The sequence below is a fragment of the Spirulina subsalsa CS-330 genome (assembly GCF_028330765.1).
In the GTDB taxonomy this organism is placed as follows: domain Bacteria; phylum Cyanobacteriota; class Cyanobacteriia; order Cyanobacteriales; family Spirulinaceae; genus Spirulina; species Spirulina subsalsa_A.
On the sequence record NZ_JAQMTY010000125.1, the window covers coordinates 1 to 24,674 of the forward strand.

Below are 24,674 nucleotides of genomic sequence, written 5' to 3' on the forward strand. Positions count from 1 at the left end.
GGATCATCAAGACACCAAACCAGCCCACGTAGAGGCGGTTGTTGGTGCTGGTGACCCATTGGCAAAAGCGTTCCCAGATGGAGCCGCTTTGTTGTGCCTGAATGGTTGTGGTCATGGTTAGATAATTGCGAGAAAGGTATGTATGGGGGAAGTTGTTTCCCTTGGGTACAACAATAGCAAGAAAATTAATGAATGTAAAGCGTTTGTAACAATTGGGGATGTCCGTACTCGGTTTTGGGGGGCGATCGCACCCTCTCCCAATTCCCAAAAACCAATCAAATCAAGCCCTTCAGCCGTTTTAATCCACCCCTCACAAAACCGTTAACATTCTCAGGGATTATGGGGCAGACCGTAACGATAGGGCCAATTGCAGCAGAACCCCCGCCCCGCCGATCGCTAATTCCCAGAGGAAGAGCGATCGCATCCAGGCCAACCCTTGATCAATCACCGCCGGGGTAATCGGGTGAATCGGGTCACCGAGTAACGGTTTCGGTCGCAGTTCGCCGCGATAGGTATTTAAGCCTCCCACCTGCACGCCCAACGCCGCAGCATAAGCGCATTCACTCCAGCCGGAATTCGGGCTAGGGTCTTGGGGGGCATCGCGGCGGCAGAGGGTGAGGACGTGGCGGGGGTGGCGGGATAGGAGGGCGATCAGGAGGACGGTGAGGCGACAGGGGAGCCAGGTTAAGCGGTCTTCGAGTTGGGCGCTGAACCAGCCGAGGTCGTGGAAGGGATCGCGGCGATAGCCAATCATGGAGTCGAGGGTGCTGGCGGCTTTGTAGGCTAGGGCGAGGGGAAGCGGCCCAATCCCCAGCCAAAGACCCGCGATCGCATAAAACAGCGGCGCGGTCACACCGTCGGTGGTGTTTTCGGCAATGGTTTCTAAAACAGCGCGGCGCATTTCCCCGGCCTCCAGTTGATCGGTGTCGCGGCCCACGTAGCGGCTTAGTTGGTGGCGGGCTTGGTCGAGGTCGCCGGATGCGAGGGGTTCGAGCACGTCCAACGCCGCCCAGCGCAAACCCCGTGCAGCGAAACAACTGGCCAGGAGGATCACCTGAGCGATCGCCCCGAACACCGGATGCAGTCGCGCCCCCCATTCTGGAATTGCCCAGCCCAACCCGCCACACCCCCCAATTAATCCCAACCCCAACACCACGCCCCCCAATTTGCGCGGCCAACCGGGCCCTAAACGGAGGATGAGGGACTGCGATCGCCCAATCACCCAGCCCATGCCCTGCACCGGATGGGGCCAAGCCCAGGGATCACCAATGGCATAGTCCAACCCCGCCGCCGCACAGAGGATCAGAAAATCAGTCAAGAGGGGATCAACCATAGCGCACCGGATCACGAAAAGAGCATCAACGTCTCCCTATTTAACCCTGTGGGGGCGTTGATGCCTGCGGTTTTCAGGTGCGGGGCCGTGCTAAGGGCGTTGGGACATCGGGCGAGAGCGGGGCGGCGGCCGGGGCAGTGGGTAAGAAGGTGCGATCGCGTCCGGGTGGAGTCGGTTCCGTGGCCACCACATCTTCGCTGCCATTGATCACCCCGCCAAAAATCGGAATTTCAGCATCGAGCAACTGTTCCAACATCATCCCCAAGGGTTTTTTCTGGGTCACCCCGGGCCGCGTCGTGATCACCATGCCATCAGTGAGGGGTTGGAGCAGCAGCGCATCGTTGCAATGGTCGAGGGGGGGCGTGTCGAGAATCACCAAATCATACCGCACCCGCGCATCTTGGAGGAGGCGCAGCAGTTCGCTGGATTCGAGGAGCATCGCAGCATTGCGTTGGGGGCCCGCGCTGGGGATGACGTAGAGATTGGCCACATCTGGGGCGAGGACGGTACAGGACTGGGCTGCCCCGTAGTAGCTGAGGGGTTCCGCCACGGCATCGAGATCCACCGCTAAGTTAAGGGAGGACACGCGGGAGCGCGATCGCAAATCCGCCTCAATTAACAACGTGCGCTGACCGGCGTGGGCCGATGCGATCGCCAAATTATACGAGGTCAGACTCTTGCCCTCGTTTTCCTCCACACTGGTCATCAAGATCACCTTGCCCTGGGACCCTGCCACACGGCGCAGCGTACTCCGAAACCGCTCGTATTGATCCCCATACACCGCATTCGATCCCTGGATCAGCGGCAGATCTTCCCGATACGGCGGCGCATTCAAGATCGGCAATTCCCCCAGCACCAGCACATCGCGATCGCCAAACACCGCCCGAATCTCACTCGCCGTATATAAATGCGGGTCAAGAATGCCCAACACCAAAATCACCCCCGCCCCGGCCAAGATCGCCCCCACAACCCCCGCACGCATGATCATCAGCGGGCCCGGCGGCGGTGAATAGGTACTCGGCACCAATTGCGCTAGGGGCGGCTGGGCGATCGTTAAACTGCCCACCGCTTCCGCCTCTGCCGATTGGGCATCCACTAACTTCGCCTGTAAAAAATCGTGAAAATTTTTCTTCAGGGTTAACTGTTGTTGAAGCCGCTCTTTATCCAACTGTTGATTGGGGAACCGTTCATAATCGCGGCGCAGTTGTTGTTCCGTCTGTTGAGCGAGGGTTAACTGTTTTGTCAAACCATCTTTTTGGGTTTGCAAATTCACCAACTGATTGGCCAACTGTTGGCGCGTCACATCTAAACTGCTGTCGCGGCGGATTTCACTGACCTGGGCCCGAAACACGCCATCCGTCCCCACCACTTCATCGGCCCGTTCTCGCAGCAGTTGGTCAAAGGTGGCCTTTTGTTTGAGTAAATCCGCCATGATCGGATGTTCCGGGCGGAGTTCACGCGATCGCAACGCCAACTGCGTTTCCACCTGCAAAATCTGCGCCCGCAAATTGGCAATAATCGGATCAGCACTCAACGCCGATGCCAACGCCGCCTGGGACGGGTTTAACCCCAATTGCCCCACAATGCTATCAATCTGCGCTGTCACCCCTTCGAGTTGAAACCGCAGATCCCGCTGTTGCTGCTGGCTAGTACTGATCGCCGTGAATAAGCTCCCATCCTGGGCCGCCACCAATGATGACCCCTGCTGACTCATGAATTGATAAAACTGCTGTTCTGCGGTTTGTAACTCCGTTTTCGCCTCCGCCAACCGGATTTCTAGCGCCGCAATCTGGGCCCGCAAGCGAGACGTATTCACCGTTCGGCTCTGAGCAACCATCGCCTCTAGCAATAATTCCAACACCCGCGTTGCTCGCTCTTCCCGATTGTCGGTGAACTTGATTTGAATAATCGGCGGATCGGTCTCTTTCTTCGGGAGATTGATCTCAACCTTTTTGACAAAGCGTTCAATATTCTTGATGTCCAATTCGGTGACCACATCAAACACCACCTGCTCCGTCAGCAAGGATTCTGGGCTACTGATGGAGGTGCGTCCCTGTTCAAACAACGTCCGGCCGGTTTCTGTGGCGGTGGGGGGCGGGTTGCTATAGGTTAAGGTTGCCGTCGCCGCATATTCAGGGTTGGGGGGTGGTTTGGGCGGTAATAGGGCCACCACCGTCGCCAAGCCCAAGACAAAGCCACTTGTTGCCACACCCAGGAGTTTATTCCGATCCAAACTGACTTGAAACCGCTTCACAAGAGGGGAGGTCATGGGTCTTTTGCACAGGACGAAGGAACCGCACCTTAATCCTAGCGGCCCCAAGGCAGAAAAGCGATCCTGTTCCCAACGGATTGATCACCCGGTGGGTTAGGGGGGCGCGGTGCTGGCAGGGTGAGGATGGCGGGGACTGTGGGGGGCGGCGATCGCGCTAAAATCAGGCTGCATCCTGTCAGGTTTTCAAGAACACACCATGACCGACACCATTTTATTAGCCGTCAATGGCACGCTGATGCGAGGGTTAGAACTCAATGGCAATCTCCTCGCGGTCAACGCTACCTTTGTCCGCGAAACCACCACCGCCCCCTGTTACCGCCTTTGGACGATTGGCGATCGCCATCCTGCCATGCAGCGCGTTGCCCAAGGGGGCGTTGCGGTAGCCGTCGAACTGTGGGCCGTTCCTGCCGCTGGGATTGCACAGATTTTGCAGCAGGAACCCCCAGGCTTATCTGTGGGGAAAGTGCGCCTCGTGGATGGTGAAGAGGTGTTGGGCGTGGTGGGGGAGGCGATCTGCTGTGAGCAGGGACAAGAAATTACAGAATACGGGGGATGGCGTGCTTACTGTGCCGCTCGCACCTAGCACCGCCGGGGCGATCGCTGGGCCAGTCTGCCCCCAATTAGCAATAGGCGCTGATGTCTTCATTGCATTCATCGGCCAAGTAACAGAGTGCACGGAACCGGAGTTCCATCAATTCCGGGTAGAGGGGATTGAGTTTGCACAAGGGCGGGATTTGTGCGACTTTGCGGCCTAAGATCCGGATTTCACGGGCGAAGGGGCATTGATTGGGGATTACGGTACAGAGGCGGCGGGCCATGGTTGCGTTAGCGATCGCCAGACTCTGGAGCCAAGTGCGCACGGGTTGCAAGGGTGCAAAGCGAGGGTGGGATGATGGTAACGAGTGGGTTGAGTTCAACATAATTCAGCCTCTGAAAAACGTGAATGAATGCCGTGCAGTGCATTGGTTTGCTGCGTTGTTCATACTATATCCATAATTCCAGAGAATATAAAGACCCATTAAATATAAATAAACTTTATCAAAGATAATCAAACCTAATTCCTGCCCCAAGCTGCCAATGTTGCGATCAGGGCAACGAGCTATAGTACTAGCCAGAGCGGTTAGGATATTCAGAGACTCTTCAGAGACTCTGGAACAAGGGGCTTAAGCCCCTTGCCTGTCCTAATGCACTTGTTGATTGCTATAGAAGCTCGCACGGCAGAGAATTCCCGGAAGGAGTGTGAGCCTCTGGCTCACCTACACCCGATCCGGAATGGGTGAGGTATCACAGCATTAAGGGCGGGGACTGGTGGAGCAGGTGCTTCATCGCCACGGCATCAAAGGTTTCCGCCAAGAGGGGGCCATGGACAAAATCACAATTCAACTCCCGCAAAATTTCCACCTGTTGGGCAGTGGTGACATGGGAGGCGATCACATCAAGGTGAAACTGATGGGCCAAAATAATCAAAATCCGGAGGGTTTCGCGGGTTTCCCCTGGGTCGCCAAGCTCTTGAATTAAAACGGGGTCGAGCTTAAAGCTTTGAATGGGTGACTGTTGTAAACGATGCAAGCTCGTATGACTCGTGCCAAATTCCGTAATGCAGAGGCGAATATTGCGATCGCGCAGGGCCATTAACTGCTCATGCCATCCCGCTGTCTGATGCTCCCAAAACCCATCGGTCACGGCCAAGCGAAGCTGACTCGGCTTCACCTGGGTTTGCGCACAAATGGTGTCGAGCTGCTTTAAAAACTCAGGGTGACCATATTGCCGCGCCGAACAATGGATATGGACAAAAATATCGGTGGTTAATTCCCACTGTTGCAGATGCTCACAGACGGTGGAGATCATCCAGTGGGTCATCGCCAACCATTGGCCCGTTTCCTCCACCTGTTGCCAATGCTCAAGGGCCGGAATCAAACCCTGCTGCGGATGATGCCAATAGAGCAAGGCATCTAGACCCTGAATCATGCCAGTTTTCAGGTTAATAATGGGCTGATAGTGCAGTTGGAACCGTTGAGCCTCAATGGCTTGGCGGAGTTCCGTTTCCAACTTCATTTGACTCATGGCTTTGTCGTGCATCGTGGGCGTGAACAGTTCATACCGACCTTTGCCCCGTGCTTTGGCTTGGTAGAGGGCGGTATCCGCATCGCGCAGGAGTTCTTCCGCCGTTTGCCCTTCCCATTCCGTCTCCGACACGTTGAGATTCCCACTGAGCACAATCCCAATGCTGGCCCCGGTGAAGACTTGATAGCCGTTGAGATCAAATGGGGCGCGGAGGGCGGTTTCAATGCGCTCGGCGATGCGGGTGGCGGTGTTGATGTCTTCGATCGCATCGAGCAAAATTGTAAATTCATCGCCGCCGAGTCGGGCCACAATGTCATCGGTGCGTAAACAGTCTTCAATGCGGCGGGCAATGGCGATCAGGAGTTGATCCCCCACTAAATGCCCCAAACTGTCGTTAACCACTTTGAAGCGATCGAGGTCTAAGAATAAGACCGCAAAATGGTACAGTTCGCTATCAACATCAGCCGCAGAGGTTTGGCTACGGGCGATCGCTTCATTGAGGCGCAGTTGAAACAAGGCCCGGTTGGGCAATTGGGTGAGGGGGTCATAAAAGGCGCGGCGATGGAGTTCGGCTTCAACGGCTTTTTGGTTGGTAATGTCCATCACCATCCCTTCGTAGCGGAGAATATTCCCCCGTTCATCCCGCACGGCCCGCGCATTTTCTGAAATCCAAATCACCGTGCCATCTTTGCGGTAGACCTGGGATTCAAACCCGATCACGACCCCCTGTTTTTGCATCACATCTTGAAATTCTTCCCGCTGCTGGGGGTCAACGTAAAGCTGATGGCCGATGTCGGTGAGGGAACTGATTAACTCCGCTGGGGACGGGTAGCCATAGATGCGGGCCAAGGCGGGGTTGGCGCTGAGGTAGATGCCATCGGGGGAGGTCTGGAAGATCCCTTCGAGGGCATTTTCAAAAATACTGCGGTAGTTTTGTTCGGCTTCGGCGAGGGCCTGTTGGGCGAGTTTGGTGGTGGTGATGTCGCGGGCTACCCAGACGACGGTATGTTCACGGGTGGGGGATACGGTGGCGGCAAACCAGATGGAGCGATCGCCCATGTTCAGACAATATTCCAGATCGTGTAAGGTCTCACCGGTGGCGAGCACCTGATCGATGGCGCGGAGAAAGAGGGCGGCGAGGTCGGGGGGGAAAATATCGGTGATCGACTGTCCGAGTAAGACATCGGCGGGGCGGTAGAGCAAGGCGGTATTGGTGGGGGCAATTTTTAAATATGTCCCATCGGCGCTGAGCACGAGGATTAGATCGGTCATGGCCGCAAAGAGGGCTTCAAGTTCCCCTAGATGGGTTTGGCGTTCGGCTTCGGCGGCTTTCCAAAGGGTGATGTCTCGCGCCACCCAGATCACACGATCGCAGTCGAGGGGTGAAATGTTGGCGGCAAACCAGCGGTCTTGACCGGCGTGGCTGAGGGTGAGTTCGAGATCCACTTGGGGGGTTTTGTGGGTGAGGACGAAGGCGATCGCGGCTTGGTGCGCGGCGATTTGGGGGGCGTTGAGGAGGGTGGTAACGGGGGCGGTGGGGGGAGTGCTGAGGGGAGCAAAGAAGGGGGTCAAGCTGGGGGGAATCTGCGATCGCAAGCAGCGCCCCTGGCGATCAAACACACAGATCACATCACTCATTGCCGACATCAAAACCCGCTGCTCGGTTTCCGAATTGCGCAACGCCCGTTCCATCTGGTGGCGATCGTTAATATCGGTGATCAGCCCCTCAATCATCCCCAACTCGCCCGCCTCATCATAGACCCCATGGCTCCGCTCCCACACCCAACGCTCTTCCCCCGTTTTGGTGATGATCCGATATTCCAGGTTGTAGCGTTTGCGTTGGGCCAAGGCCCGGCGAATCGCCTGGAGAATCCGCGTGCGATCGTCGGGGTGGATCAACTCATTAAACGAATGAAACCCACTGGCAATTAATTCAGCACTGGTGTAGCCCGTGATGCCGTAACAGCCCTCACTGAGGTAGAGCATCGGCCAATCTACCTGCGCCGAAGCACGAAAAAAGACCCCCGGCAAGGCATCAATGAGGCTAGTGAGTTGGCGTTGGCTTTCTTGGAGGGCAAGCTGGGAGTGGAGCGCGTCGTCAATGGCCTGTTTGCGGCGAATCATGCCACTGAGTTGAGTGGCGATCGCCCCAAGCAGATCCAACAGGCGCGGGTCACGCAACCGCGCTTCCACCGTGAAAAACACCAGCACCGCCACCACCGTCCCCTCGGCAATAATCGGCACACCAAACCCCGACCGCAACCCACAACGCAGGGCCAATTGCGATCGCACAAACGTCGGATCAAGGGACACATCCGGAAACCACTGAGGCTTCTCCAACTGCCAAACCCGCCCCGGCAACCCCACCCCCCGCGCAAACCGAAAATCCCCACTGTAGATGCGAAACTCCTGGGCATGGCGCAACGACGCACTCCGATACCAAGCCGGATGCAACTCCAACACCTGCCCCGACGGCCCCGGACACCACACCTCCCCCAACGCCCACCCCGTCGTCTCACAGACCCGCGCCAACACCCCCTGCAACGCCGTTTCTAAATCCGCCGCCTCGCCAATCATCTGGCTCAGTTCCTGCAACAGTTGGCGCTCCTCCTCCGCCCGCTTTTGGTCAGTGATCTCCGTGATTAACCCCTCGATCGCCACATTACCCTGAGGGGTCACAACCCCATACCCCTGGTCACAGACCCATTTTTGCTCTCCCGTGCGCGTCACCATGCGATAGTCCATCCGATAGGACACCCGCTGCTCCAGCGCCGCCTCCAGCGTCCGCTGCACTCGGACGCGATCCTCCGGATGGATTAAATCCCTCAACGTGATGCTGCGATCGTGGGTAAACTCTCGCGTCCGATACCCCGTCAGCCCCTCTCCCCCCTCACTCATAAACTCCAGCCGTTGCGTCGTGAGACAGAGGCGATAGATCAAACCCGGCAGATGGTTCGTAATCGCCACCAAACGCCGTTGATTCGCCTGTAACGCCTGTTCAATCGCCCGTGGATAAGTCGTATCTAAAAACGTCCCCAACACCAGATCTTCGCCCTGGTGCTGCAACAACTGTAACGACACCACCGCACATAACGAGTCTCCATCCGGCCGCCGCAATTCCAGTTCATAATTGGGCAGGAAATGGCACTGCAACAACGCCTGCTGAATCACCTGCCAGGCACTGGGATTAAAATACATGTCCAAGTAAGTTTTAGTCTGGACAACCCCAAACACCTGATCAAAATGGTCATTGCGATACAGCACCTCTCGGTCTGCTAGTCGTGCCACCAGCATCGGCACGGGCATCCCCAACAACAGCTTAAAGGCCAGATCATCGTTTTGGGTTACGGCAATCTGGGTCGATGAATGTCCCTCTGATGCAAATAATGTATTCAAAGCAGCCAGACCATGACTAAAAGGTTGCACAGTATTTCACGCCGTTCCGACTTAACCACCAGTGTAATTCCAGAATGAATGATTTCAGCTTGAACAAGCAGAGAAGAGACAAACTGTAGAGTCACCATCAACCTCCTAGCCTGATTGAACCGCAAAAAATTCTCCCTTGACTGTTAACCTTAATACAATTCTTCTTTCTGAACGTCAACCGATGCGAACGCTGTGGCCCTTTAATTCATCTCGATGGACTCCCTATCTTTTTTTGTTTCCTGCCCTCTTTTTACTGACATTAACGGTCTTTTTTCCAGCCCTCCAAGCCTTTGCCCTCAGCTTTACCCGCTACGAATATGACATCACCCAAACCCCCGTGTGGATCGGCTGGGAAAATTTTCAACGCTTGAGTCAAGATGCCGTTTTTTGGCAGACCCTAGGGAATACACTGATTTATCTGGTGGGGGTTGTGCCTGTCCTCGTGTTTTTACCGTTAGGACTGGCCATCTTGGTGAATCAAAAACTCAAAGGGATTCATTGGTTCCGGATGGCCTTCTACGCACCAGTGGTGATTTCCATGGTGGTGGCTGGGATTGCCTGGAATGCCCTGTACTCGTCTAATGGGCTGCTCAATCAACTGCTGCAAGGCCTGGGATTTTCGAGCCAAATTCCTTGGTTAACGAGTCCGAATTGGTCAATTTGGAGTGTGATGGTGGTGACGATTTGGAAGGGACTGGGGTACTACATGGTGATCTATTTAGCGGGATTACAAGGGATACCCGATGAACTCTATGAAGCGGCTGCTTTGGATGGTTCAACGGGATGGCGTAAGCATTGGGATATTACAGTACCCTTGATGCGGCCATACCTGGTTTTGGTGACGGTTATTTCTTCAATTTCGGCGATGAAAGTGTTTGAAGAAATCTACATTATGACCCAGGGGGGGCCGTTGAATAGCTCAAAAACGGTGGTGTATTACCTCTATGAACAGGCGTTTCAAAATTTGGAAATCAGCTATGCCTGTACGATTGGCTTAGTCTTGTTTTTGGTGATTTTTAGCCTATCTTTGGTGAATTTGAAGATTTCTCAGGGCCGCGAGTCTTGGCAAAATGTGCAGCGTTAGGGGGTGAAGGGCCCAGGAAAAATCGGGGCTAGTGCAGAGTCAGGGCTTCAGATTCGGATCGGCTTGATTGTCCAATGCTTAACGTGACGGTGCGTTACGCTTCGCTAACAGCACCCTACCTCTCTTCTGTCAGATTGGGTTAAAACAAGGAGCCTAATCCTTTGCGTTGACGCTGCACGGGGTGTTTTAGGTGGCGGGTGTGGGGGTAATGTCGTTGACGGTGTCGATCAGGAGTTGGGGGTTGGCTTGGTCGGGGGAGATGACGTTAATGGTTCCGGTGGCGGTGAGGGTGATGTTGGGGTTGATCAGGGAGTTACGATCGCGCTGGGCGGTGTCGGCTTGGGCATCCCAGAGCTGGGCGAGTCGCTCGCGTAGGGCGGTGAAGGTGTCCATGTCGCTGAAGTTGATCAGGGTGAAGATGCGGTGAATGTCATGGGTGACGACATCTAAGCCGTAGACATCAAATTTGAGTTGGGGGCTTTGGGGAAATTTGACGAGAGAGCCGGTGAGGGTGGCGGGTTGGCCATGTTCGGCGACGATCGCATCTATCATTTCCACGGGTTCAGCGACGGCAGGATCAAGCCGTAGATGGGGCGGCTGGTTGGGCTGGGTTTGGATTTGGTAGTGAACCCGGATGATGTCGCCTCGGTAAAGATTCGCTGTCCATTGGGGGTCATCGACGACGAGGGGCGCGATCGCATCCCCAAAGCCCATCACCAAAATTTTCCCACCGGCTCCGATCGCATGGACAATCCCCACCTGTTCGGTCGTGTCGCGCAGCAAGGCGGGCAAGTCCACCGCATAGCCATAGTCCTCCTCCGCCGCTAAACCGTCCCAGGTTCCCAACACCTGCACCTGCTCCACTCGGATATGGGGCTGAGGGCTGGGATTTTTCAAGGCGGTTCCCTGCAAACACACCCGATCATGGCGATGGAGGTCGTTCAATTGCGCTTGTACGGTGTCATTCGCCGCGATCACGGAAAATTCTTGATGGCTGAAAAAGTTTTCCGGCTCCCGCACCGATAGCACGGTCATATTCAGGGGGGAGTTCACGCCGTGGATTTCGCCGATTAGGCCGCGGGTTTCGAGTTCGCGGCTGAGGCTGTCGGGGTTGAGGCCGACATAGGCGGCGGGGTCGTATTCACAGGGGGCGGCGATCGCTGTTTTCTCTGGCTGGGCAAACAGATTCAGGCTCAGGGCAATGAGGAGACCCAGGCCCACGAGGGTTAGGAGAATGGTGTTTTGAAGGCGCATAGTCAGTTCATGATGTGAGGTGAGGCTCTGGAGCAACCCTGCATGGTTGATGAGCGTGAATACGCTGGGCCATCTGGGAAGGGGAAGTCTCCCCTAGGGTTGCCTAAGATGATAGCCTACGCTCAACCGGACATTCTCACGATGAAACACTGTGGCGATCGCCTCACGTTTAAGCAACTCAGGGAGCAAGCCAAACTATCCCAGGATGGACTAGTGCAGCGTCAATGCCAAGAATTAGGATGTTTGTAGGGTGCTGTTAGCGAAGCGTAACGCACCGTCACGTTGAGCGTTGGACATTCAAGACAATCCGAATATTAAGTCTTGACTCTGTACTAGCCCGCATTATTGGCGTGACGGGCAAGACCGTGAGCAACTGGGAGCGCGGGATCAGCACTGCTAGTCTGACCATTCCGCAACTTAAGGCCCTTTGTACTGTGCTTGGTCAAATTGTTAACCGTGAGTTTTGTAAGCCATGCCGGGGATTCTAAACTGTGACAGAATATCCTGAAATTTTGGTTTAGATTCTGCCAAAATTGTTATGATCGGCTGGCCGCTAGAGTTGAGAATCAATGAAGTCGTCAACCCAAAACGAGAGAGCAGCATATAGCGCAAAAATCTAACCTCTTTTTCACTAAAAAGCATCGGATAAAGTAGCGCGTTATGTTTTCCTAAATGCCCATCATCACAAAACCAAATTGTCAGCGCAAATTCTGTTAAATATTGTTCAATAAAATCCATTGGTACAACTTTTTTGGGGTTGTACCAATGTCGGCGCAGTTCAGTTAAAACGGGATGTACAGAAGTTTTGAGCCACCAACCCGGATAAACTTTACCCGTTTTTGGATGGGGCTTTGGCTCCTGATAGCTAAAGGTACAAGGAAAGTATTCTGACAAAAATTGATATTTCCATTCTAAATAAGGTTGATTTGCTGCACCTTCTGAATATCGAGCATTGATTTTAGATTTTCCCTGAGATAGGCAACCATCGCCCAGCAATGCACCGGCCAAAAATTCAAACAGTTTCGCATCGGGTTCTTTGCCATCATAGGTTAAATATTTTGATTTTGCGATCGAAATCTGAGCGCGATATTGTTTGGATCGACTGTTTAAAATTTGTGCATCGGGGTACATTTCCTTATATTCTGAAAGCGTGAAGCCGTGAGTTCTTACATGGGCAAAATGAATCATCTGGAATTCATCCCCGCAAATTTGGCACGTTACCAGATCTACCCCTTGCGCTTTGAGTTGGGCAATTTTGTCACGTTGTCGAAAATAATCATGGCCTCGCACATTTGTTTCGATGCGGAATTTTTGGCAAGCTGGAGAGCCACAAGTACGGGTACAGTTCGCCCGTGCATTCTGTCCCGGTGTGATCCAACGCTTACAGCCTGGGCATTGAAACTTAACCATTGTGGGGACTCTCCAACGGGGGATCAAACATAACATCTATATTCATTTGGGGATCGAAACGGCGCAGGATAATCACGCAGTTTTCAGCGTCCGCACGTTTCACAAAACGCCGAACCACCACACGCTGCATATTAGGAAGCTGCCGAACAATCACCCAGTTATGTAACCGGGTGCGATAGCTCATAGAACAAAATCTAAATTCTGAAAGTGAATTGTTAACATAAATGCTAACACAGCTTTTTCCAAAATTTGCAATAATTTCTCCATGGGAAAAGCAGGTCAGTCACTCCGCCAAACGCTCGAACTCTACGGAATCGCTCAGAGTCAGCTAGCTAACGATCTCGGTTATGATCGTGTGGTTGTCTTTCGCTGGTTCCACGAGCAGACCGATCCAACAGGGGACGCGATCGCAGCAATTGCCGCCACTCTTCAAAAGATCAACCCCGAAGCCGCGCAAAATTTTATACACCTCTATTTGGGAACGCTCACCCAGTCCCAGACGCGCCAAGCTCCCCCCGTTTCCGCTTCTCTGCAAACCCTGCCAGATTCGGATCGCTTAAACGTCGGTGTTTTATCAAGACTTTTTGAAAGGACTACAAACTCTTATAAATTTCTATTTTTTCTCGCACTGCTGAAACTACTACAGAAAAACCGATTTTCTCCAGGCTTAACGTTGAACCTGCGCGATCTACTTGCTGAAATGCTCGTGATCGCATGGTATCCCCATTCAGCGTTTCGCCTTTCCTTTGGGCTTCAGGATATGGTAGCGAGAGAACTAGACCGCATTGATTTCAAGCTAGATCAATCAATTATTACTTTTTCTCGCAGTGATCAAGCAAAGCTCAGAGAACACCTAGAAACCATCGAACTAAGCAGCAGCACCGAGAGCTTAACGGATTATGTTCCTTTTCGCCTCATTCGGCCATTTTTTGCCGAAGAAACGAAAGGACTCCCCGATCAAAATGTTAATGATACAGTTTGGCAATTATCAATAGAGAATTTTGAATCAAGAAAGCCTTTATACAGTTTTTCATCAGATAAAAATTCAATTGTTTTACATGATGAATGGCTAGAATATTTTAAAACTCACTATAAAATCATTCAATCGTGGGTGTCTTGGGAGTTTGTGCAGTATATGCAATCGAAAAACCCAAACGTTACCGCCCTCATTAACAAAATATTTCCACCTGAAAAACGCGAATCTCTATCACATCAGCGATCCTATTGGAATTTAGTTTTAAAAAATTGCCAAGATTTACGGTGTATTTATTCTCATGAGCAGGTAGAAAAAGATTTTTCTTTAGATCATTTTTTGCCGTGGACATTTGTAGCCCATGATCAGCTTTGGAATTTAATTCCTACCGCAAAATCTGTTAACTCTTCAAAATCAAATAAAATCCCCCATGATTCTTATTTTTTGGAATTCGTAAGGTTACAGCATCAAGGTCTAAAAATTACACACGCAAACATGAGTACAAAAAAATGGATTAATCAAGTTAGTCCGTTTTTAATTGATCTTGAAGTTGAAGATTATGAAAACTTGCTTGATTTAGAAATTCTTGCCAAACAATACGAAACGAAAATAAAACCACTGATCGCGATCGCATCTGGTCAGGGTTTCGCTACTGGTTGGAAATTCTAAAAGGCATTTCATAACGCGAAAAAGTATCATTATCGGGTTGAAAAAATTTACATTCTGCGGCTTTATTAGAATTGGCTGTGCCTTTTATATATTCACAAAAGTCTGCTTTTGTTTCAGAAAAAATACTACTGGATCGGTGATGCTTGCACAAGTAACAGTTTGTTATTCCTATTCCTTTTTTATAAGCATAAATCACCATGCTTCGATACAAATTTTTTTTGGAGCCAATTATTTCTGAGGGATCAATGATTTCATGAAATAGAAACGAGTTTTCATTTAACATCTGCTCAATTTGTGTCAATCTTAAGTGTAAAATCCTACTTTTTCCACTTTTGTATACACAAAAAATATCATAGCGTTTTGAATCCAGATGACTACGAGAACCAGGAATGATCTTAGATATAAGACAATTTCCTTGACACCAGTTTCTTGTATTTTTTTTCTTGAAGTTTATGAATTTTATATTATTTGATTCTTTGATTATTTTAGACTGAATGATCTCAATATCTTTTTCTGATTGAAGATGAAATTCAATGATTCTATTACTAGAGCTTACTTTTTTCTCACTTGAATCATGAGTAACTACAAACTCCAAAAACATTGATTCATTTTTTTGTCTATTTTTCAATAAGATGTCTGGAATAAAATTTCCTTCTTTTTTTTCTAGATATACATGATCAAAATACTTTGTTAAATCATAAACATAAGATTCTTCAGATAAATTGCAAGAATCCAAAAATTCAGATTCATAAAAATTACATACTTTTCGAGACTTGAAAGATATCTCATAGGACATTCCTTGATTGAGACACTCTGAATAAACCTTATAAAACTCTAGCTTTGCCAAGCTGTGCAAATATGTTTCAGGTGAACAATTCAAGCCAACTGTGACTTTATGGCGAAAATGCTTGGCTCTTTTCTTTCCAAGAACTGGAACTAGTTGCGTTCCACAGCCTAGACAGCTAAACGGCTCATGATCTGACTTAATCTCTTTAGATAAAGAGAGAATATCAATGATGTCTTTTTGATGGTTGTAAGCAAACTGATACTTAATCATTATCCGAGAAAATACTAATCACTCAAATATTGGGAATCACTCTCTTCTGTCAGATTGGGTTAAAACGCTGATTCCTTCGTTGGCTGTGATCACGAAAATTGGTTGAAATCTCCCAGAGTAACGGCAGTAAGATAAAATCATCTTAATACAATTCAATCTCATTAGATATTATCGCTACTTCCTGCGGTGGGACAACCCCAGCCCCGCCCAACTCGAACACCTCGCCGACCAAGAAAACGCCCAACCGATTAACTACCGTGACGACCTCCTCGCCCGCGTACCGAGCGATCGCCGCCACCTCCTGGCTCAAAGACCACAACACCGAACTCACCGAACTCCGCCACCAACTCCAAACCCATAACTACGAAGTGATTTCGACGGTCAGCGACCTTTGCCGCCACCTCCTCAAGATCAAGCCTGACTTTGATGCCGATGTGGATGTAGAAACCATCCTCAATGATGTGATTCAGCGGCTTTGTCTAGGGGAAAATGCCCAGTTTCAAGGGGTGGTGATTCTCTTTGATGAACTCTATAACTATCTCCGAACATGGTCGGCTGATCCGGTCAATGCTGGGGGCATGACCCTGCAAAATATCACCAATGTTTGCGAGCAACACAAGGGGAAAATCACCCTCCTCTGCCTCACCCAAAAAAGTTTAAACAGCTACACACCCCGCCAAGAAATCGACAGCTACAAACGCCTCGCTACCCGCCTCGAACTGAAAAACAGTACCTACGAACCGATCGCAAGTTTGGAATTGGTGATTAAGGGCTTATTCAATCAAAGACAACAAACAGCGGCCTGGGCTGATTTTGCAAAAACCCATACCAATACCCTAATGGCGTTGAATGTGACTGTGTATCGCGATCGCACCGGCCACTATTACCAAAGCCGCAACTGGCAACCCCAAGACCTTTATAAACACATCACCCTCGGCTGTTTTCCCCTCCATCCCCTCACCACCTATCTCCTCTGTAACCTCGATTTTGCCCAGGGCCGCACCGCGATCCAATTCGCCCAAAGTGAAGCCAAGCACTTTATTGATCATCAGCCACTGTTAAAAAATGGCCGCCTCAATTTAATTAATCCGGTGACGTTAATTGATGCCTTTGCTGAGAATTTCAAGGCGGTTCACAGTCGCCAATATTCTGATTATGAGCACACCTGTAATAAAATTTCTGCCTCTGCTACCCCGGAAGAAATGACGGTTTTAAAGGGGATTTTACTCTATAACATCGCGTCAAGTTTCACGAGTAGTACCCGCCGCCTCCTCAAAAAGTCTGAAACCGAAAAACATGAGATGCTGCTAGAGACTTTGACGGGATTTTCTTCGTCGCGTTTAAAAGAGGTGCTTCATCAGTTAGTCCATGATCGCCGGATTATTTTCCATGCTGAATCGGATCACACCTATCGTTTCTATGAAGGGGGCGTGGGGGTGGATGAATTTTTTGAACGTATTTACGAAAAAATTGGCAACCGGAAAGCCGGAATTGATCGGGTGCAAGACTATCTCATGACGGCTGAGGGGGCTAAGTATTTGGGGGGAGAAACAGCCAGCCCGCATCAATTTATCCAAGATCACAAACTCGCGGCCAATGATTGGCAAGTGCCCCAATGGGTGCGGAGCGATCGCCTCTTTCGCCAATTCTTGACGAACTCGAATGCTCTGGGGGACGAGATGACGGCGGTACTCTATGTGATTGCGGATAGTCCCGAAACCTTGACCCACCTGAATACGGAACTCGATCAACTGCTGACTCCCAAGGGGGCTGATCTGAATGGGGTGCAGCGGCGGATTGTGGTTTGTGTCAGCCAAGAACCGGCCAGCGAATTGGCCCAGATGCTCTATCAGTTAGAGTTTGCCCGCAAGGAGAAGGTACAGGAGTGGGGGGCGGTGAAACAACAGGGAATCGTGATTTGGGAACAGACTCGCGATCGCCTCTTAAAAAGTCTGTTTCAAAACAGTACCTATCATTGCCATCTCAATCATAAGATTCCGGCGGGCGATCGCAAAAATCTTAACCTCGTCCTCTCGGCACTTTTTCAAGATTTGTATCCTTTTGTGCCCAGTGTGGCTAATGTCGATAAAATGGCAGAGAATAACACCCGGAGCGGTAAAATCCTGGGTTATATTTGCAAACAATTGCTCCAAGATACTCTTCAACCCCAAAGTCTACCGGGGGCTGAATATCGAAATGTCATTGATCCGGTTTTGGTGACAACCTGGGGGATGCTCCAGAAAGCCTCCGATCGTTACATTCTGCAAGAACCGACCAACCGCAATCTTAAAGCCGCTTGGGATCAACTGTCTGAACTCACAGCGGTTAAGTCTAAAGACTCAAAAGAAGTTGAAATTGATAAAATTTGGGAACTCTTCCGCCAGCCTCCCTACGGTTATAACAAGAACACTTTTGCACTCTTATTTACCAGTTGGATTGCGTTTCATCGTTCTGAAGTGGTTTTGCGGGGAAGTTTTGGGATTCCCAAAGCGAATCAATCTATTTATATTCAAACCGAACCGATCAAAGCCTGGGTAAATACGCCAGTATTTGATAAACCCAAGGATTTTATTGATAAATGGGTGTCTGTTCAGGGGAAAAAAGCGAAAAGCCGACCGATCCTTGTGCGCCGCAAAGTGCAGCCGATGCCGCAACTTCCTGCGAGTGTCACCTATGGCGAGGCCCGCGATCGCTGGCTGCCCGACCTAGAGACCTATTTACAGAATCCCGATGAGACGGCTCCGATTGAGGATCTGAAGGCTCAATGTGCTGACCTCAAAACAGCAATCCAAGGGATTAACGCCATTCTTGCAGTGATTCAGAAGACGGAATTGCTCCCCTCAGAGCCGGAATTAACCCCACTGATTGATCTGAGTCGGGGGTTAGAGGCTCCGTTTAAACCGATGGAGTTACCGATGGTGACGGTCTGCCCGGATGAGGCGGATGTTGAGCGGTATCACAAGGCGCGTCAGGGTTTGCGCCATCACCTCAGTGCGTTTGTGGATGACCAAGGGGCGCAGGTGGCGACTCTGGTGACGATCGAGGACTGTCACGCCCAGCTCAATGATGTGGAACTCTATCAGCGTCAGGTTGCGGAGTTGCCGGGGAACCTGTGGCGCGATCGCTTCACCCAAATTCAGCAGGATATTAAGCACCGGATTAATGAAATTACCGAGGGGGATCAGCTTCAGCGGGCGGTGGAGCGGGTTGAACGGCTCTACGATTCCCTCAGTGAGAATGCGACCCAAGCTGATTATGACGAACGCCTTGGAGAGATTGAACAGCAGGCGGCGATGATTCCGGCGTTGAAAATAGAGACGGGGTATCAGAAGGCGATCGCGGCAATCCAAGGCCACCAAACCGATCTCCAGACCCAACTCACCACCTGGGAACAGGACTACCGGGACGACCTCAGCGCGGCGGATGCGTTCCGCCTCAATCAAGCTCTGAGCAACCAGACCAAACGCTACACCGACCCCAACAGCCAAGCCCGCCTGAGCCGTCTCCATCAACAGCTTGAGGTGATTATTCTCAATGGGACCCTCGCCGCCCCGCCGCTCCCCGACCCGGAGGAGGCCGCGATCGCCACTTGGCGCGATCGCCTCACCACCCTCACCGCCCAAGTCAACGCCAGCCAAACCCTTAGCCAGTGGGAAACCTGCCTAGCCACGTTGCACCAACACCGCCAAGACCCCGGTGCCGATCACTGTGTGGCAGAGTTGGAGCGGTTAGAGCAAACCCTCCGCGATCGCATCACCCAGGCCCACCAAGACCTTGACAGGTATAACGACCGCCTCCAACACCTCACCACCACGGCAGACCTGCTACCCCTGCGGACAACCCTGCTCAAAACCGCCAGCACCTATCAACAGAGTTCCCTCGCTGATCGCTATCATCGCCTCAATCAGGAAACCGATGATCTGATCCAATTGCTGCAACTCTACGAACAGACCCACAAACGCACCCCCCAAGACTGTGACGATCTGCGCCAACGTCTTGATGGCTGGTTGAATCAGGTGCAACTGAGTGACACCTTGAATGGGCATTTCAATCGGTTGAGCCAAGGTCTCGCTGAGACTCGCGATCGCCTCCGTCACCACCAAGAAACCCAAGCCCAGCATTGGCTCAAAACCCTAGGCGATCAGGTGACAACGCTGATGGAGGACACCAACCCCCAGCACAGAAGTCACCAAGCCCAAGTCCTGCTGTCCCAAATCACCCAAAACCGTGCTAAACATTCCTCCTACTTGACCCATCAACTGCGGGAAAGCCTTGACCACATCACCCACCATTGTCAATCCCTCATTAATCTCAACACCAGCCATGAGATCGAACGCCTGTTCCAAACCCTCGCCCCCCCGGAACGCCAAACCCTCTATCAACGCCTCCAAACCTATTTGTGATTCGCCCTCAATCCTCATGATCGATCATCCTCCCCCCAACTCGCCCCCATTCCCACCTCAGATCATTCTTGATCCGTCGGGATTGTACGACTGTGCGGCCGGGTTTCAGGCGATCGCGACCGAGCGGCAATGGGTGGAGCACCTCCCCACGGCGAGGGGGCGATGGTGGGTGCAGGGGGAGCGGCTTTGTGCTTGGACGCGGGTATGGTTGCAGGCCCACCACCGCGAGGCGTGGATTGTCACGGAACAGCGATCGCCTCGCCTCGAAGCCCAGCAGATCGCTGCCCCTCTGGAGCTTCCGATCCATTGGACAGACGCGGATTGTTTGGCGATGGTGAATACCTTGAATCGCTATGAGTTGGCTGATCCGAACGTGGCGATCGCCCACTATCTCGCCCACCTGAGTAATAGTGATCTCACGATTTGGCTTGCCCCCCCCAGCCGTGAAAATTTAGCCGCTTGGCTAACCGTGGCAATGCCGCCCGATGGCCAGTTTTTACAACAGGTCTGGCAACAACAGCGCCCAGCATCCCCCTACTTTTCCCACTACCAAACCGAGCATAAAACCCATTTTTTAAAACAATGGCTTGGTATTGCCGATGCTCCACCCCTGCCCCACCTAGGCCCCTATCCTGGCCCCATGCCCGCCCCCCTCAAACCAGACTTTGATCACTATTGGCGGAGTAAGCTGATCGAGACCCAAGGCGGCGCGATCGACACAATCCACCCCGACACCCAGCCCCACCTTGCCGCGATCGCCACCCTCGCCGCTGAACTCTTCAGCGACTATCCCGCCTGGTGTACACCCGCCCGTCAAGGCAAACTCAAGCCCTATCTCACCCCTCAGCAACGGCAAGACTTGAGTGATCGCACCCCCCCAGCAATTCCACACCCCTTACACAGCGAGGCTTCACCCCAAGACGCGCTCACCTGGGCTACCCAGCAGTATCTTCCCTTTCGCCGTTGGGAAACGCTCTATAGCCAAGAGAAGGAGAGTGAAGCGATCGCTCAGAGTTTCGTCACCTGGCTGCTCCAGCACTACCCCGACCTCGCCAACGAACCCGTCACCACATCACTCCTGAACTACAACATCACCGAACACATTCAAACCCACATCAAAAAAAGCCCCGTCCTCTGGGTCGTTGTAGATGGCTTAGGCTGGCTCGATCATCAGCATCTCGTTGAACTTTTAACCCAAGAAAATACCTTAAATCTTGAAACCGATATCCAGCCCCGATTCAGCATTTTACCCACCACCACCCAATACGCTAAATGGAGCCTTTACAGTGGTCTTTTACCCGAACATGAAAGCTGGTCAAACGACCTCAACACAGCCTTTAAAACCCTCGGACTAGGAGAGCGCTATACAGATAATTCTCTAGCCAAACTCGATCAAGATATTGAACAGAAAACCCATCAACTCTATTGTTGGGACACCATAATTTTAGACAAGCTCTATCACGATCAACGAGATTGGAATTACTGCTACCATACAGAGCGAAAATTCAAACTCAAAGAAATCTCAGCAAGAATTCTCGATCTACTTAAAAAAGCCCCAAATTCCGATCAATTCAAAGTAGTAATTACCAGCGATCATGGTCAACTTTTTGGAGCATCGCCTCAACTTTCCGTCCCTCCCTCCGATCTTGAATGGCATGGCAGAGTTGCCTATGGAATACTTGAACAAGATCAGCTTATTTCCCTCGATGCCCAACTCTATCACTTGCCAAAATCAATGAGTGTTATTCGTTCTGCGGCCACCGCAAACACCTTTAACCGAGCCTCTCATGATCAAATTATTGGCTCCCACGGCGGCTTATTTCCGGAAGAAGTAGTCCTCGGTTTCTCAGTGCTGAGTCCCGTGGTGAATTATCAGCCCCCGGTGGCTACCGTGAGCGGCACAGGCAAAGCCGGAAATTCAGGCAAATTAGAATTACGAATATTCAATCCAAACGCTACATCAATGTATGATCTGCGTCTAGAAATTGACACCCTATTCCCCCCCGAACAGCCCAAGCACATCAATGGCTCGGTTGCAGGTAGACAAGACAAATTCATCCCCATTTCCCTAGCCAAATTTCCTGAGCTTGCCAGTGGAGCAGAAGATTTTCAATTGCAGTTAAAGGGTAAGCTATTATTTTTAGATGCCAACCAAAACGAGCAATCTGTTACCCTCTCGCCAAGCTCTTCATTAACGATTCAGCAGGACTATATTAGCGGTATTTCTGGAGCTATACTCGATGAATTTTTATCCGAATAATACCTATGATAACCAATTAGTCCAAACTGTCTTTGGTACTCTATGTATTGACAAAAAACGTTTACCATCGAGTGGTTTGACACAAATTGGAATCCCAAGTTTTGTGGCAGAATGGTTACTTGATAAAGTTGTGCCCGGCTCTGGAAAGCTAACATCAAAAGAACAAGAAAAGGTAAATCAGTTTGTCCAGAAAGCCTTTCCTCGTAAAGATGAGCGTAACGAAATTCACTTTGATTTAACTCAAGGTCGTACAGTTAAGGTAATCGCCTTAATGCAAGTACGAGTAAAGCTCAACAGCAAAGCCGAAAAAATTCCGGAACCGCTCGCCATTATTCCCGCGTTGAATTTAACTGAATGTGCAATCCCGACAGAAATTATCGAACAACATAAAATGTTGCTCCGCCAAGGAATATGGGGAGCAATTAGTTTAGGATGTCGTCCCGACGGCCAAATTGAGATTTTACACTTTGATCCCTTCCAAATTTCCATCTTAAATCCGCAGAATTATTTCAACTACCGCCAACAATTCACGACCCCAGCCTGGCGGGATTTACTCATCAGCGCCATGGGCTATAACTCAGAGCATCCATACTATACTGATGAAGCAAAAATCTGGCTCATGGCTCGATTATTACCCATAGTCGAAGCGAATTTTCATATTATGGAACTTGCGCCGAAAGGGACGGGCAAAAGTTTTGTGTTTGAAAATATTAGTAGCAAAGTTAAGTTAGTGAGTGGGGGTAAGGTTACAGCAGCACAGCTTTTTATCGATGGGCGCACGAAAGAAGTGGGGTTATTGGGCCGTCATGATGTTTTAGTATTGGATGAAGTCCAAAGCTTAACCTTTGATAATCCTGATGAAATTATTGGAGTGCTCAAAAACTATCTAGCTAGTGGTCGTTATAACCGGTCTGGGTTTGGCGAAATTTCTAGTGATTGTTCCTTAGTAATGCTGGCAAATATTGAACTGACGGAAAATTTCAAGCCTCGAAATGAAAATTATTTGGTGGGTGATTTACCTGATTTTTTCTCGGAAACAGCATTTTTAGATCGATTTATCGGTATTATTCCCGGCTGGTATATTCCCAAGTTTAAAAATGAAATGGCTTCTCATCAGTTTTCATTGAAGATGGATTATTTTGGCGAAATATTACTATCACTCAGGTATGATAATCGATTCCTGAACTATGCGAAAGAACACACGGCGTTTAAAACGGCTACGGTGCGGGATGAAAATGCTGTTTTGAAGTCAGCATCAGGATTTTTAAAGCTCCTTTATCCCCATCTTGAACTCACTTTAGAAGACTATGAACGGGATTGCCTGAAACCGGCGTGCCAATTACGGCAGTATATTCGAAATAATCTGTATTATCTAGATGATGAGTATAGGGCGGCGGGTCGCGAGCTTGATGCTGAAGCGATTTAGCCTTTTTAGTTAAATTATTTTAAAACAAGAAATTAAGATACGAGCATTCATTTTGTTGAAAACAATAATTCAAGAATTATGAAAAAAAAGAACTTTTCAAGCTTCATTCTGCAAGATGCTTATCAACAACTTGATATTGAACAGTTAACGCCCTGGGTAGTGTCAGAAGTAACCCTACAACCGAGTGCTTTTTTTCGAGAACGCTTGCTTAGGTTACAAACTCGTTTTGATCTCCGCTACTGTGAAAAATCGAAAGAGTTGCTAATTGATGCATTTTGTGAGGAGGCAATGGAGGGAATTAATACCTTGAAAATCTGGAAAGGTGCAAAGCTAGAAGGAGAAAAAACCACAGGCAACGTTGACTATTTAATTGCTCCTCGTAAAGATTATTTGGATTTGCCTTTTTTGTGCATTGTTGAAGCGAAAAAAGATGATTTTGAACAAGGGTTAGCACAATGCTTAGTGGAAATGAAGGTGTGTCAAGAACGCAACATAGCCAAGAATAAGAGGATTGATATTTATGGCATTGTCACGAATGGAGATGGATGGCGATTTTATCGGCTGTCTGTTCAGGGTATGGTTCAGGAAACTGCTCTATATTCTACGAAAGATCTTGATTTATTACTGGGGGTTTTAAACCACATTTTTCAAGCTTGCCATGCTAATCTTTTCGCGCCTACCTCTTGAATTGGTATGATTTATTTGGATTATCAAGCAATGACACCCTGCGATCGCCGCGTGGCCGATCGCATCCATGCTACCCTCATTGATGAGTTTGGCAATGCCAGCAGTGTGGATCATGGGTAGTGGTAAATATGTAGTGAATTAGTAAGTTAAGCAACATTAATACTTGCATTATAGTGATGAATAAAATACCATATTGCTCCTTCATGATTAAAGACTTTTTTAGAATATGATAATCCTTTCTTCACTAATCTTGAGCATCTTTGCCGTAGCGTATTATTGAATCTCTCGATATGGTTTGTCTCACCCTCCTCTTTGGCAGTGGATTGATGGATCTCTTTGGGAATTGCTTCACAATA

At 50.2% G+C, this 24,674-nt stretch carries 17 protein-coding genes and 1 pseudogene; 9 read left to right on the forward strand and 9 right to left on the reverse strand.

Features of this window, described 5'->3' with window-relative positions; translation table 11 throughout:
* From PN477_RS20750 to PN477_RS08415, 3 genes and pseudogenes are all read right to left on the reverse strand, one after another.
* Positions 1–115 (reverse strand): annotated as a pseudogene (locus tag PN477_RS20750) (photosystem II q(b) protein); the annotation flags it as partial.
* A 222-nt stretch (positions 116–337) separates the two neighbouring features.
* Entirely contained in the window at positions 338–1,333 is a 996-nt protein-coding gene (gene cbiB, locus PN477_RS08410; protein WP_272122013.1) for an adenosylcobinamide-phosphate synthase CbiB, read from the reverse strand.
* A gap of 73 nt (positions 1,334–1,406) precedes the next feature.
* Complete coding sequence (locus PN477_RS08415) at positions 1,407–3,602, reverse strand: GumC family protein (protein ID WP_272122015.1); 2,196 nt, start codon at positions 3,600–3,602, stop codon at positions 1,407–1,409.
* A 199-nt stretch (positions 3,603–3,801) separates the two neighbouring features.
* Here PN477_RS08415 and PN477_RS08420 point away from each other — a divergent pair, with 199 nt between their 5' ends.
* A complete protein-coding gene (locus PN477_RS08420; protein ID WP_272122017.1) occupies positions 3,802–4,188 on the forward strand; it encodes an allophanate hydrolase-related protein in 387 nt (128 codons plus the stop codon).
* Positions 4,189–4,225: 37 nt separating this feature from the next.
* On the opposite strand, the gene PN477_RS08425 is transcribed toward PN477_RS08420, so the two are convergent.
* Both PN477_RS08425 and PN477_RS08430 read right to left on the reverse strand, forming a co-directional pair.
* Positions 4,226–4,525 carry a Mo-dependent nitrogenase C-terminal domain-containing protein gene (locus PN477_RS08425; protein WP_272122019.1) on the reverse strand — a complete coding sequence of 100 codons (300 nt, stop codon included), beginning with the start codon at positions 4,523–4,525 and terminating at the stop codon, positions 4,226–4,228.
* A 364-nt stretch (positions 4,526–4,889) separates the two neighbouring features.
* Positions 4,890–9,095 carry a PAS domain-containing protein gene (locus PN477_RS08430; RefSeq protein ID WP_272122021.1) on the reverse strand — a complete coding sequence of 1,402 codons (4,206 nt, stop codon included), beginning with the start codon at positions 9,093–9,095 and terminating at the stop codon, positions 4,890–4,892.
* 181 nt (positions 9,096–9,276) lie between these two features.
* On the opposite strand from PN477_RS08430, the gene PN477_RS08435 reads away from it, so the two are divergent.
* The gene (locus tag PN477_RS08435) at positions 9,277–10,179 is read left to right on the forward strand and encodes a carbohydrate ABC transporter permease (RefSeq protein WP_272122023.1); all 903 of its coding nucleotides are present in this window, start codon (positions 9,277–9,279) and stop codon (positions 10,177–10,179) included.
* A 186-nt stretch (positions 10,180–10,365) separates the two neighbouring features.
* On the opposite strand, the gene PN477_RS08440 is transcribed toward PN477_RS08435, so the two are convergent.
* Entirely contained in the window at positions 10,366–11,433 is a 1,068-nt protein-coding gene (locus PN477_RS08440) for a hypothetical protein (RefSeq protein WP_272122026.1), read from the reverse strand.
* 42 nt (positions 11,434–11,475) lie between these two features.
* Here PN477_RS08440 and PN477_RS08445 point away from each other — a divergent pair, with 42 nt between their 5' ends.
* Positions 11,476–11,682, forward strand: a complete 207-nt coding sequence (locus PN477_RS08445; RefSeq protein WP_272147156.1) for a hypothetical protein — start codon at positions 11,476–11,478, stop codon at positions 11,680–11,682.
* Between the two features lie 95 nt (positions 11,683–11,777).
* Positions 11,778–11,921, forward strand: coding sequence for a hypothetical protein (locus tag PN477_RS20845; RefSeq protein ID WP_417158777.1), 144 nt, complete (start codon positions 11,778–11,780; stop codon positions 11,919–11,921).
* Here the strand turns inward: PN477_RS20845 and PN477_RS08450 are convergent.
* Entirely contained in the window at positions 11,884–12,843 is a 960-nt protein-coding gene (locus PN477_RS08450) for a hypothetical protein (RefSeq protein ID WP_272122030.1), read from the reverse strand. The two genes, PN477_RS20845 and PN477_RS08450, sit on opposite strands and share 38 nt — an antisense overlap.
* A 265-nt stretch (positions 12,844–13,108) precedes the next feature.
* Here PN477_RS08450 and PN477_RS08455 point away from each other — a divergent pair, with 265 nt between their 5' ends.
* Positions 13,109–14,485 carry an HNH endonuclease domain-containing protein gene (locus PN477_RS08455; RefSeq protein ID WP_272122032.1) on the forward strand — a complete coding sequence of 459 codons (1,377 nt, stop codon included), beginning with the start codon at positions 13,109–13,111 and terminating at the stop codon, positions 14,483–14,485.
* Here the strand turns inward: PN477_RS08455 and PN477_RS08460 are convergent.
* Positions 14,466–15,542, reverse strand: coding sequence for a competence protein CoiA family protein (locus tag PN477_RS08460; RefSeq protein ID WP_272122034.1), 1,077 nt, complete (start codon positions 15,540–15,542; stop codon positions 14,466–14,468). The genes PN477_RS08455 and PN477_RS08460 overlap by 20 nt on opposite strands.
* A 257-nt stretch (positions 15,543–15,799) precedes the next feature.
* Here PN477_RS08460 and PN477_RS08465 point away from each other — a divergent pair, with 257 nt between their 5' ends.
* The 4 genes from PN477_RS08465 to PN477_RS08480 all read left to right on the forward strand — a co-directional run bounded on the left by PN477_RS08465 (position 15,800) and on the right by PN477_RS08480 (position 24,318).
* On the forward strand, positions 15,800–19,945 hold the full coding sequence (locus PN477_RS08465) for a coiled-coil domain-containing protein (protein WP_272122035.1): 4,146 nt from the start codon (positions 15,800–15,802) through the stop codon (positions 19,943–19,945).
* Positions 19,946–19,961: 16 nt separating this feature from the next.
* Positions 19,962–22,205 (forward strand): PglZ domain-containing protein, encoded by a 2,244-nt coding sequence (locus PN477_RS08470; protein WP_272122037.1) that lies wholly within the window; start codon positions 19,962–19,964, stop codon positions 22,203–22,205.
* Positions 22,186–23,631, forward strand: a complete 1,446-nt coding sequence (gene brxL / locus PN477_RS08475; RefSeq protein ID WP_272122039.1) for a BREX system Lon protease-like protein BrxL — start codon at positions 22,186–22,188, stop codon at positions 23,629–23,631. Before PN477_RS08470 ends, brxL begins: the two co-directional genes overlap by 20 nt.
* A gap of 78 nt (positions 23,632–23,709) precedes the next feature.
* Positions 23,710–24,318: a hypothetical protein gene (locus tag PN477_RS08480; protein WP_272122041.1), complete on the forward strand. Its 609-nt coding sequence runs from the start codon at positions 23,710–23,712 to the stop codon at positions 24,316–24,318.
* A gap of 146 nt (positions 24,319–24,464) precedes the next feature.
* On the opposite strand, the gene PN477_RS08485 is transcribed toward PN477_RS08480, so the two are convergent.
* A partial coding sequence (locus PN477_RS08485) for an IS1 family transposase (RefSeq protein ID WP_272122043.1) occupies positions 24,465–24,674 on the reverse strand: 210 nt, incomplete at its 5' end.